At 48.4% G+C, this 12,147-nt stretch carries 8 protein-coding genes; 2 read left to right on the top strand and 6 right to left on the bottom strand.

The window, feature by feature from the left end; translation table 11 throughout:
- Window positions 1–2: 2 nt before the first annotated feature.
- The 4 genes from ACQ4M5_RS19615 to ACQ4M5_RS19600 are packed head-to-tail and all read right to left on the bottom strand — an operon-like array spanning window position 3 to window position 7,692.
- Window positions 3–2,462 carry a cellulose biosynthesis cyclic di-GMP-binding regulatory protein BcsB gene (locus ACQ4M5_RS19615; protein ID WP_430677357.1) on the bottom strand — a complete coding sequence of 820 codons (2,460 nt, stop codon included), beginning with the start codon at window positions 2,460–2,462 and terminating at the stop codon, window positions 3–5.
- 44 nt (window positions 2,463–2,506) lie between these two features.
- Window positions 2,507–3,733 carry a glycosyl hydrolase family 8 gene (locus tag ACQ4M5_RS19610; RefSeq protein WP_430677356.1) on the bottom strand — a complete coding sequence of 409 codons (1,227 nt, stop codon included), beginning with the start codon at window positions 3,731–3,733 and terminating at the stop codon, window positions 2,507–2,509.
- Window positions 3,734–3,751: 18 nt separating this feature from the next.
- Window positions 3,752–6,070 carry a tetratricopeptide repeat protein gene (locus tag ACQ4M5_RS19605; protein WP_430677355.1) on the bottom strand — a complete coding sequence of 773 codons (2,319 nt, stop codon included), beginning with the start codon at window positions 6,068–6,070 and terminating at the stop codon, window positions 3,752–3,754.
- A 41-nt stretch (window positions 6,071–6,111) separates the two neighbouring features.
- Complete coding sequence (locus tag ACQ4M5_RS19600) at window positions 6,112–7,692, bottom strand: carbohydrate porin (protein ID WP_430677354.1); 1,581 nt, start codon at window positions 7,690–7,692, stop codon at window positions 6,112–6,114.
- 377 nt (window positions 7,693–8,069) lie between these two features.
- Between ACQ4M5_RS19600 and ACQ4M5_RS19595 the strand changes: the two genes are divergently transcribed.
- Window positions 8,070–8,759 (top strand): hypothetical protein, encoded by a 690-nt coding sequence (locus tag ACQ4M5_RS19595; RefSeq protein ID WP_430677353.1) that lies wholly within the window; start codon window positions 8,070–8,072, stop codon window positions 8,757–8,759.
- A gap of 46 nt (window positions 8,760–8,805) precedes the next feature.
- Here the strand turns inward: ACQ4M5_RS19595 and ACQ4M5_RS19590 are convergent, their stop codons facing one another.
- Together ACQ4M5_RS19590 and pgeF are read right to left on the bottom strand one after the other, a co-directional pair.
- Complete coding sequence (locus tag ACQ4M5_RS19590) at window positions 8,806–9,648, bottom strand: hypothetical protein (RefSeq protein ID WP_430677352.1); 843 nt, start codon at window positions 9,646–9,648, stop codon at window positions 8,806–8,808.
- Window positions 9,649–9,821: 173 nt separating this feature from the next.
- A complete protein-coding gene (pgeF, locus tag ACQ4M5_RS19585) occupies window positions 9,822–10,577 on the bottom strand; it encodes a peptidoglycan editing factor PgeF (RefSeq protein ID WP_430677351.1) in 756 nt (251 codons plus the stop codon).
- Between the two features lie 447 nt (window positions 10,578–11,024).
- Here pgeF and ACQ4M5_RS19580 point away from each other — a divergent pair, with 447 nt between their 5' ends.
- A complete protein-coding gene (locus ACQ4M5_RS19580) occupies window positions 11,025–12,146 on the top strand; it encodes a peptidoglycan DD-metalloendopeptidase family protein (protein WP_430677350.1) in 1,122 nt (373 codons plus the stop codon).
- The last annotated feature ends 1 nt before the right edge of the window (window position 12,147 follow it).

Raw genomic sequence — 12,147 nt, 5'->3', positions numbered from 1 at the left:
ATTTACCCCGCAACGCGCTTGAGGAAAAGTTGAGCAATTCCATACAACAAGAGGGAACTACCGATAATGCCGATCGGGAGAAGATACCACTGTTCTTGCAATAGCTGTCTCGCTTTGCTCAAAGCATTGGTGTTCTCGATCCGCCGCCGCTCTGATTGATTCACGAATTGCATTTGATAAGCATGGGAATCAAACGGTGAAGGGTTCACTTGATTGGTGCTGATGAGTGCCGTGTCTTCTTTGAGTTGATAGAACCAAAGATCATTGCTCAACACGTCTTGAACTTGTTTCAGTCCTGGTTCTGCTTGTGCGGTCAGTGCAATCATTACCCGATCGCGGTTCCAAGGCGACAACATACTTTTAATCACGCCACCTTGGTCGGGTAGAGCATGAATCTGATCCTTGCCAGATTCTCGTGCGAAAGCGTCCATGATGCGGAATCCAGAGTTTGATTCGAGCATTTCTTTAACGGGGAATCGATCGCGAACTCCGATTGCGACTAAATGTCGATCGCTTTTCACAGGTTCGGGTAGATTCGATGCAGTGAAGACATCAAGTTTCACTGAATTGGCTTGGCTGAGTCGTCCCATTCGTTCACTGAACTTCAGCAGTGTCATCACATCCGCATCAGTAGGAGAATCAGGAACAACGATCGCTGTTTTAGACAAATCTTGAGGTGCAGTAAACGGATAACCTGTGGTCAACAGCTTCAGATCCGGTAGCTCAACTGAATTTTCACGTTTGAGATTGAAATCAGTACTGCTATGAACCGTTCCCCAAAGCTGTTGATCGCTGACTTGACCGCACTTCGCTGTTTCTTTCGCATACAGATCAAAAGCAACATCAATCACTGAATCCGATTTGATCAAGTTCGGCGGCAGATCAACGTTGAGTAGCTCATTCTTTGCGCCATTGTCTGAAGTTAGTTTCTTGCTGCCGATCGTCACTCCATCAATCCGGACAGAAATCGACGATCGACGAGGATCGACTTGAGCGCCGTAACTGTATCTCAGATTCATCGAGCTACCACGCAACATTCGATCGTCCGGCAGAGCGCGGAATTGGAATTGTACAGGAGGTGCAGAAGTCCCACGTACAGTCACATCTTTGAAAGGCTTGTTATCTAATCCCTTCAAAGCACTGAGTTGGAATGAATCCTGAAGCGGGAGATAGCGATCCCAACTGCGGGGATTCGGTGTAGCCACTTCAGCCACATCGCGAACGAGAATCACCTGTCCAGAGCCGATCTGACTGCTGCTTGGTTGCACTAGGAATTGAACTGCTTTTTTGACTCCTTCTGCTCCATTTCCAGAAGCGACAATGACTGGCACACTACCATTGTTCATCGTTGTCAGCATCAAAACACCAACATTCTCAGGAAGCGCCGCCTTGCTACCATCCAGAATTTGATTGTTTGCAATGTTCAGAGGTAGCTTCAGCGATTTGAGCGTTGGCTGATCTTGAGGAGTCCCGATAATGACTAAGCGATCGTTCCACTCAAATTTTTTGGTGTCTTTTACTAAACTGGTTTCGAGCGATCGGAAATCAGACAGTCGCCCAAAATGTGTGTGAAAACGACTCGTTGCAGTTAACCAAGCCTCATTGACTTGAGCAGGCAAAAGATAGTTTAGACGGGGTGTATCTAAGCCCAATTCGTCAAAGAACGGGAAAGGATAACGACTAAAATCTAGTGCAAGTGACCGAGGTTGATAGTCAATGATTACTTTCGAGTCAGGCAAGACTTCTGACCAAAGTGCTTTATCGTCTGGATTGGCGCAGGTTGCAGAATTTGTCTGTTGAGCTACTAACGTGATCTCGTTGTAGTCTTGAACGAGATTCGCTGGAATATTGACGATCGCTTCTCCAATCTGAGCATTTCTCAAGTTCATCGGAACACTGCCAATGCTTGTATCGTTCACGCGAACAATCATGTTCGATTTATCCGATACGATCGCGGGAGAATGCTGGAATCGAATCACTGCTTTAGCAGATTTCACGTTCCAATTCTTCGGACGGGTGAAGCCAACTCGTGCTTCTGCGTAAGTTCCCTGTAAACGGAAACGGTTGCCGATCGCAGGACTCCGATTGAACTCCAGCACATACTGACTCATTGGTGCTGCATTCGGTTTTGGGGGAGTCTCAGCTTTCTTCTCAGGTTGAGGGGTGGGCGCTGGGGACTCGGAGGCAACAGGCTCAGAAGGTGCAATGTAGGGTTCGCTCACTGCTTCGACGGGTGCAGGTTCAGCGATCGGAGCAGGTTCAGGCTGATAAACTGGCGCTTGTGGGCGGTAGACAGGTGCTTCCGCAGGCGTACTTGGTAACTTGAAGTCTCGAATGAGTTGGTCTTCTTGTTTTTGAATACCTTGAGCGGAAACGGCGATCGGTTGTTGAGCATGAAGCAGCACGATCGCGAGTCCGGTCACTAATCCAGCACAACATAAGACTAGAGTGCGTGTCAGCATAGTTTTAGAGCCTCGACGCAAAGATTGATCTGAAAACCGTTTATTCATGGAAGGGATACGTTTGCAGCTTGAGTAGGTTCAGTAAGGTAAGTTGCCATTTGGTTCGGTGGGAGCAGACCAAACCAGGCAAGATTCTGAGAGTAGTAGGCGGAATCGTTATCCCAGAATCCATTTCGGTATGAGGGCAATAGCTTTTGGGTGAAAATTTCCTGTGCGATCGCAGGATCGATCACGCGGAAAGCAGCGTATAACATTCCGTATTGTGAAGTCGCTTCGTAGTCTACTAATGGACGACCTTGCAAATCGAGCTTGGCAGGAATTTTGCGCTCTCGTTGCCACATCTGTTTGAGATAACCAAGATTTGCCTTGAGATAGGCTTTGGCTCTTGGTTCTCCAAACCAGGTAGCATCTAACGCCACACGCCACCAAACGCGGCTGGCATCGAATCCATATCGGGTAATCAGCGGACTGCCTGGATCAAGCGCGGTATACATTCCGGTGTTTGGATCAACAGCAATCCAATCGCTCGGTAAGCCTACAGGTGAGACTTTCGAGGATTGCTCTAACATCTGGTAGCTACTGTCTACGAGGCTCAACCAATCGCGCTCTGAATCGACTTGGGCAAAGAGGCGAAAGGCATACGGCGCGAGATACGAGGGATTCGCTTTGAGCTTTTCGTTTCGCTGAAAAAGCGCGATCGCTCCTGGCAGTAGATATCGTTTTCCATCAGCGGGCAATGTCAGAGTTGCGTGTGTCCAGAGATCTTTTAACTTGGTACGCGCAAGCTTGAGGTAATCGGGGCGCTGCCATCTTCTGGATGCCAGAATTAATGCAGTAATGCCATCAATATCTGCATCACTGGCAACATTAGCATCGAGAATGCCCCAAGCTCCAGTCGAATTCTGTCCCCATTTCCATGCCCAGAGAGAATCGATCGACTTATTGTTTTTGTCTCGTCGCTGTAAGTTAGTTTCTGCCCATTGAAGCGCGATCGAGAATGTTTCAGGATCATTCGCCATGACTGCTCGTAACATGGCGTAGGCTTGACCTTCCGAAGTCGATCGTCCATTCGCTTCCCAGTCGATTACTCGTCCATCCGCTTGAATGAACCGCTTGCGATAAGCTGTCCAACTTTCAGCCAGCAATGAACTATGATCGGATGCTTCAACACTCGCTACAAACGTAGAACGTTGAGGAGGAGCCGCACAAGAAACTAATCCTCCGAGTCCAATCAATCCAGCAATGGTTAGTGGTACAAGCAAGCGCAGCATAATTGATCACCACCAAAGTTAATAGCGCTCCCAAGGGGGTTGGAACCCGCGTTGTTGCAGCATTCCTTCTTGAACTTTCTGGATACGTTGTTCCAGTTCGGGATCTGATGTTCCTTGTTCTGCCTGCTCGATCTTGAGTTGTTCAAATTGATCTAATGCAGTCAGAGGTTGACCTTGAGCAGCAGAGAGTTCCGCCAGAGATCGCAGTGCAATTCGATCGTCTGGATCAAGTTCCAAAATTTGAGAGTAGAGATTAGAAGCTGAGGCAAACTGTCGCTGTTGGAATCGCACACCTCCCAGACCAGACAAGGCATCTAGATTCTCTGGCTGTACTTTCAAGATGGCTTGGTAAGCATCTTCGGCTCGATCTGAGTTTCCGAGTGTCTGTTCGAGTTGAGCTTTGAGGAAGAGAAGCGAGATGTTTGAGCGATCGTCTGGTGAGGTTTGTCGAACTCTAGCAATTAATCGATTTGCTTGCGCTCTTGCCTGTCTTGGGTTGCGGCTTGCTAGTAATTGGATCAAGCGAACTTGGACAGGTACGTTTGTTGGATCAGCTTCAATCAATGCGTTGTAGAGCGACTCACGACTCCGATCGCTGGGTAAGATGCCAACTAATGTGTAGAGTTCCGAAGGAGTCTCTGATGGACGAGATTGAAGGAATCGAGCGAGGACTGTTTCGGCTTCGCCTTCGGTGATTTTTTTAGCTTGATAAGCTACCGCTGTACGACCGAGTTGAAGCTGTGCATCTTCGGGGTTATCCGCGATTAAGCGATCGTATAATCTCAGAGCTTCATCAAATCGATTCTGAGCGAGTCGCAGTCCTGCTAAAGAACGAACTGCACCAGATTTGAGATCAGCGTCGATCGCTTCATCAGAAATTAGAGCTTCGTAACGTTTTGCTGCTCCTTCGAGATTGCCTTGTTTGCGATCGAGTTCTGCAAGCAACAATTGAGGAGCACGATCGCGGGAACCAACCGGAGTCGATTGATAGCGAGATAAAGCTTCCTTTGCTTGCTCGAATTCGTTCTGTTCAATTAGGATCTGAGCAAGCCGGAAGTTCAAAAATGGCTCATTCACACCGCTGCGAATCAAACGCTCATACACAGAAAGAAATTCGGGGTCGGGTTCTAGGCGGACTAGCGCTTGAGCGATCGCGAATTGTTGTGCAGGCTCGTTCGGGATCGATTGCAGAATTGGTCTGAGTTGCTGACGAATTTCACTGTCTGTTAGTGTTCCGAGTTGAGCTTCTAGAGCAAGTTTCTGAATGAGAAGGGTTTGATTCTCTGGTTGTTGCTGGGCAAGTTGCCGATAAAGTTGCAGTGCGGTTTTACGCTCTTTGGGAATTCCGCTGAGAACATCTGCAATTTCTCGCAGCAAGATTGGCGAAGGATTTGAGGTTTCAGACAATACCTGACGGTAGAACGATCCAGCTTGAGTGACCAGTTCAGGACGATTTTCTCGTCTACCTAATTCATTCAACGCACGAGCCAAAGGCAGTCGAGCATCAGATCGATCGCGGAGTGGATCAAGAATAGCTAATGCTTGGGTCGATTGGCGATTTGCTAAATATGCTTGAGACAATTCCGATCGCACTTGAATACTAAAGGCATTCGTTTGTCTCGGAAGCTGTCCTTCTAAGATTGCGATCGCTTGAGTTGGATTGCCCGAAGCCCGTAAAGCACGAGCATAAGCGATCGCAGCATTTCCGGTAATTGGAGTATTTGATCTCGATCGGTAGCGCTCAAACAATTCCAACCCTTTCTGTGCGTCGCCTGCATAAGTGTAAATTTGTGCGGCTCCCAAAAGCACTTCTGGTGCTGGATTAGCTTGTAGAACAAGCTCGTAGTCTGCTAAAGCTTCAGAAAATCGCCCTTGATAGCCGTACAATAATGCACGTTGGGCGCGAGCTTCTGAATCTCCGCTATTGAGCCTCAGCAAAGTCGTGAGTGCTTCAATCCCTTGTTTTTGCCACTCTGGTTTAAAACCAGCCAGAATTCCAACTGTTTTCAGTGCTAACTGATTGTTTGGGTCTTGCTGCAAAACTCGCTGGTAAGCTTGCCACGCATCACCATCGCGTCCAGCTCGGCGGAAAGAAATTGCAAGTCCTAACTTTGCCTCGATCGAGCTTGGATAGCGTTGAATCGATTGCTGAAAAGCTTTGATCGCATCGTCTACCCAGCCTCTACCAAGGAGCGTATAAGCTTCACGGACATCAGCGGGGATGTTTGGAGTTTGAGCGATCGCAATTTGACTTTCTGCCAAGGTGAGCAGAGGAGTCCCGGCAAGAAGCCATCCGAGACAAAGAGAGAGGGTGAACTGTTGCTTGACGCGAGCCATGTTAGCGGGGTGTTTGCGAGTGTTCATGGGATCGGGGAAAATCACTGAGCTTGTCTGCCTTTAGGGGTGACATCGAACTCTGTTCTTAGACGAACGCCAGCGATCGTTTCAGAGAAGTTATTGCGCTCTTGGATCGAGAAACCGAGGCGCAGATTCGGGAGTAACCGGAAGTCATAGAACAATTCCAAGACATCAGGATTCTCAACGCCGCTTTGTCGCCGTAGTCGGTCATTGGATAAAGAACGACCATAGGCAAGCCCTAAGCGATCGTCTGGAGTTAACAGATCTAAAAAGGTGATGCCGCCGCTGAATGTATCGCCGCTTTCGTCTAAATCGAGATTGTTATAGCGTCCGTAGCGTCCGAAAACTCCCATTCTTAAGCTAGGAATGAACAACTCAGCATTTACACCATAAGCTTGTTCTCGATCGCCTCGGAGAACCCCGGTTTGTCCTCCGCCACGGCTGATTTGAAAGATTTCTTGGAAACCACTTTCGGAGCCAGAATCGCGATCGGTGGCATAAGTTCCGCGCACAATCAAGTTACCGTAGCGGATACCTAATTCGCCTGCAAAACCATCGAGTGCGAAATCACTCAGTCCTCTAGATGACGAGAAAACGGCTGCCTTTGCTTCGATGTTGTCGGTGAGGCTGAAGTTTACTAATGCACCTGGGCGTGAAGCAATTCCGGTCGCGCTCAGAGCAGGGTTTGTTTGAAACACCGGACTGAAGAATTGCGAGGCTCCATCTTTGGCGAAACTATTACGATCGAAGTATGAGGTTAAATCAATCTGACCAACGACAAATCGCAAGTTTGGAATGTCACGCGGTGAAGTTGCAAAGTAGAGTTCTGTAATATTGAATCCGTTGTTTGGAGTATCAGTGAAAGCTCTACCTGTTGTGAGATCGAGTGTTGCACCGACCAGCGCATTTGGTGTGAGTGGATAGATACCAAATAGTCTTGCTCGTGCTGAAGTCTGGTCGCCTTGAAATAAGTAGACACCCTGAAAAGTTAGATTCGGCGGCGTGAGCGCAGTACTCAGTAGGAATGGGCGGCGGGATCGGGTTAGAGAATCGGCATTGCGACCGGATTGAGCGACTAAATCTGAAGTACGAGAAGGATTGAGCGCGATTTCGGTTGGCGCAGCTTCAAAATTAATCGGCTCCTTCATTGCATCAGGACGAATGCCTCTGACAGTAGAAACCGGAGCCGTAAAACGCTGTTCAGCAGGTAGAATTCCACCCTGAACATCCGTTGCAGAAAGGGTAGATGCAACTAAAGACGATTTGGGTTGCTCAGTGCGTTGAGTCGTTGGAAGTGAAATTGCTGATCCTGCGATCGGAGGTGCAAAGTTTGGCTTTTGAGTAGTAACGGGTTTTACGGAAGTTGTTTGCCCTGATAGCTGTTGAATGAGATCAGCTTCCGATTGAATCATCGGTTGCGATCGCTCGATCGGCAAATTCGGCTGAGAGACCGCAGCAATCTTGGTCGCAGAACTTTGTTCTGAAGGGTTAGCTTGTGCGGGTTTTCCGGCATTGAGACCTGCAAATAGAGCGACGATCGCGGAAACCACAACGCACGACAGGAGAGAACTGGACTTAGCGAACCGGGTTATATCTGACATACCACACCGTTATGGCTCAATAGACACTCTTCAGAGTGCCGAGAACAACATTGACGAAGCCTGAATCAAAGTCAGTATTATCACTAAAAATATGTAGCGGATTTTACTGTTGATTTTAACTTCTTCAGAAATTGACCTCGGATGCTATGACCGAAATCAATCATTGTGCCTAGAGTTCCCGTAATTAACCGAATCGAACCTTTCCTTTTAGCTACTAATACTTTTATCCTGGCTAGTAAAAAATGACACATTTACTTATGTCAGATGCAAAACTGGCTCCCGTAATTTAGGTGTAAACCGCTTGCACTGGTCAGGGAATGAATAGAGTAAACGTCCAGTTTTGCGATCGTTCCTCATATCCCCTACGAGAATTCACTATGAAAGGCTTTCAGAAATTTCTTCGGTTCTGTGCAAGTGGCACACTGATCTCGTTCCTGATTCTCTGTACAGGTTGCACTGCTATTCCTTTTCTTGGAAGTGGACAGACTCCTAAAACAGACCTATCGATGCAGGTTGAGCCAACTCGCGATCCGGGAATTTACCAGGTCACAGGCAGCACCAATTTGCCAGATCAAACTCGATTGACGATTCAAGCAATTCGCAATTTGCAGCCCAATTCCCAAGCCGAATCAGGACAGTCTTATTCGATCCTGGCTCGAACAGAAGTCAAGGTCGAAAAAGGGAAATGGCAAACCTCGCTGAATCTCTTACCGCAAGACCGATTAGAGGCTTGGCAAAAAACTTCTCGATCGCTAAATCTCAAATCTGAGCCTGAGAACCAAGTCCGATTCTTGGCAATGACTGATCCCACACAGGACTCGATCGGGATTCAAGAGCAATCAAGCACGACAGCAAATCAGGGAACGAGCGTTCAGTTCACCGCCGATGGAAGAAGCTATTTGCAAGCAGAACAAATTTTAACGATCGAGCCTCCGACAGCAACCGTAGCTGCTACCGAGAAGCTTAGTCAAACGGTAGTTAAAATCGCAGTTCAACCAACCAATAAAGCAACGGAAGTGAAATCGCAAACCGATGCTGAATTGCCAACAAAAGCATGGATGCGGTAAATCAAAAAGGCGCAACTCAGGAGTGATTCTGGTTGCGCCTTTTAATTTATCTCTGTACTGTCCAGGTGGGATCAAGCGCTTGAAAGCGTTGTGCAAGGTGATTGAGCGGCGTAGTCTGAGTGGTATTCGAGGAAGGAGGCTCAACACGAAGCGTGGATTGGATTGTCTCGATCTCAGACATGATGTGCTGAAGCTGGGTTTGAAGATGCTGCATTTTCGCGATCGCGTCTGCCTCAACAGGTGAACTGTTCACTGGGGCAGGTTGGGCAACAGGACGAGCAAATCCCAAGAAAGATTGGGCAGCATGAAGCGGCGCAGCAGTTTGCAATTGAGTTGGAACTGGAGCAGGTTTTGGAACTGAAGCAGGTGGATTAGAAGCGATCGCGCCCTGAGACATTGCACGAGAGGGCGGATTCAGCGACACTTCTTCATCTAAGAAATATCTCAGACCAGAATCCGCAAGATAGGCATCTGAAAGCAATGCCTCTTGTAACTGAGCTTCTTTTTGTTTGAGTTGCTGCTCGATTTTAGCAAGTTGATCTTCAGCTTCTTGAACTCGACGGGCGGAAGACTTCCAAGCGATCGCGGCGCAGGTGGTAAAACTTGCACCCACACTGAGCAGTCCAGCGAGTGCGAGATAAGAGGTTGCAATATCTCTGAGTGACCCCTCAAAAACACGCTCTTCTTTAAATTGAATGGACAGCGGTTGAGATCCGTAAAGCGACAGAGGAATGGCAAAAGCTGAGAAGACTGTGCCAGCAGCAAGCGCAGCGGGGACAAATAACTTTCCGAGTGAAGTCATAGAGGTGAAGTTCTGAGTATCTTGGTTGCCAAAACCGTGTTCTGATAGGCGAATCTTGTATTTCTCGAAACTTCTAGACCAGATCACGGCTTTACGAGTTTGAGTATTACCTATCACTCCCTACATTAATCGCTTCACGGGGCAAAACAGGTGTAAATCTGATGAAGAATCGCCAGATCACCGAAAAGTTTCTGTAAAAATGCGGTTGCTTTTTATTTCTGAACTACAAGTTTTCTCTGAGCACTAAGAGTATAAACAAGTCAACGGCTGACGATGCCCGACCACTGAACTTTCTTGAGCTTGGCGCGACGATATGAAAAGAAGTTAGCGGGATCTTGATAGGTACAGTGAGGCGCGATCGCAATTTGTTCCGCCGCAATTCCCATCTGCTCTAGTTGAATTGCAATTACTCGTCGCACATCTAAGCGCGATCGTCCTGGAGTCGAGTCTTCTAAAATTGGCGAATTCGGCAAACTCATTAATTGATCAATTGTGGGATTCGGATCGATCGATGCTCCCACTTCTAACGCCACTGGATGCGAGACTTGATAGACTTCACCAGAAATCGCAGGACCAAGGGCAATTCTGAGGTCTTCGAGGTGGCTTCCTTGGACTTGAAGTTTCGCGATCGCAATCGGCACAATTTTTTGGGAAGTTCCGCGCCAGCCTGCATGAATGGCTGACACATTCCCGGTTTTCACATCGCCAATTAAAGCAGGAGTACAGTCGGCACTACACGCCCAAACCGCTTGTTGCGATCGCTCGGTTATCAGTCCATCGGCTTGAGAGAAATTTTCGCGGTCACTTGGATTTTCCAATTCAGAAGGCGACAGAACGGTATTGCCATGCACTTGATGAACTCGGTATGCCTCAGCATCGGGAGCCAGCACTTCGGTCAATTCAAACGGCGATCGAGGCGAAAACTGTTGTGTAAAGAAGCCGTGTTGCCAGGATTCTAAAAGACTGCAAGTGAGATAAGGCAGATCGTTCCAGGTTTGCCAGTGCCAATCGTGCATAAGGGGCATCCGCGAAATTACTAGCGCTATCGTAACGGTTTATTGCGGCATTGTTGTACGAAAATGGAAGAAAGCATGAAGTTTTTGTGAATTCGATCTGCGATCGAGCCTCAAACTCATCCAAGAGATTACGAGGCTTGAATTTTCTAGAATTCAGTGATTTTACTTGACCCTTGAATCAAGCTGGCGAATTTCCAGGAAAGTGTTTCCACTGACGGAATTTTTGGCATCATGGCAAACGAAATCGATTCATAGAAATCTGGGTATTCAATTATGTGAATTCAATAAAAACCCAATACTCGTCTCCGGATTTGTACCGAAAACTCGGTACTATGTCACTGGAATATGGTTAATTAGTGTAAAGAAATCCCCCAAAGATCGAACGGAACTTAGTCAGAGTCATCATCGACGAGTGAACACGAGCAAGCCTGAGAGGATACTACAGTTATGACGCAGCGACCTAGCCCAAATCGACCCCGACGCACGAAGTTACTCAAGCGCTTGGGATGTCTCAGTTGTTTGGGTGTTTTTAGTAGTGGAATGACGCTGGCACAAGCTTCCCCGTTGACCTCGTCGCCCGCGAGCGTGACCGTATCGCCTTCGCCCGCTGCGGTTGAGCCAACTCCACCCGCTCCGAGTGCAACTGTGGTTCCGACAACTCCAGCACCCGCCCCTGCGGTTCCGGAAAGTGCGACTCCTGATCCGACTCCACCCGTTCAGATCGAGATTCCAAAGTCTTCTCCGGTGTCTGAATCGCCGTTGGTCGCTCCTTCGCCCGCTGCGAGTCCTGCACCGAAGTATGAGCCGCCTAGCTCGATCGTGATTGAGAAACGCAATTCAGGTACAACGACGACTCCGAAAGCGACGACTCCGCCTAAAACGACTGGAATCGCGAACGCGGTTTCTAATGCCGTTTCTGGGGTGATGCGTCCGAAATTTAATCCGACTCAGCCAGAAGTGACCGCAGAAGCACAGGCGGCTCCAGAAACGGCTTCGAGTTGGACACCCCCTTCGATCGTGCCGCCTTCGTTTGTCCAAGATTACTTTAATCGCACCGTTCGCCCCCTGGGAATGCCCGGAAATGGGGATGTTCGCTTGCTCTTCCCGCTCTCGATTCCAAGTGCGATTACTTCAGCGTTTGGATGGCGAATTCATCCGATTACTGGAAATCAGCGGCTTCATACTGGAACCGATTTAGGTGCGCCGATGGGAACTCCGGTCCTGGCAGCGCTAACTGGGCGCGTGATTATGGCGGAGTTCTTTGGTGGGTACGGATTGTCGATCGCATTAGAACACACGAATGGATCGCAACAGACGCTTTACGCTCACTTGTCTGAGATCTTCGTCAAGCCTGGAGATGTCGTGAAACAAGGAACCGTGATCGGTCGTGTTGGTAGCACCGGAAATTCGACGGGTCCGCACTTGCACTTTGAGTTCCGTCAGCAAACTCAAGAAGGGGGCTGGGTGGCTCAGGATGCAGGATTATCGCTTGAACAAGCGGTTGCACAGTTAGCAAGATCGATGCAGGTAACTCAGCAAACTCAACCACAGACCCAAGTGCCGCAATAAA

The organism is Leptolyngbya sp. AN10, assembly GCF_050565645.1.
In the GTDB taxonomy this organism is placed as follows: domain Bacteria; phylum Cyanobacteriota; class Cyanobacteriia; order Leptolyngbyales; family Leptolyngbyaceae; genus Leptolyngbya.
This window is presented reverse-complemented; position numbering and strand designations above follow the sequence as displayed.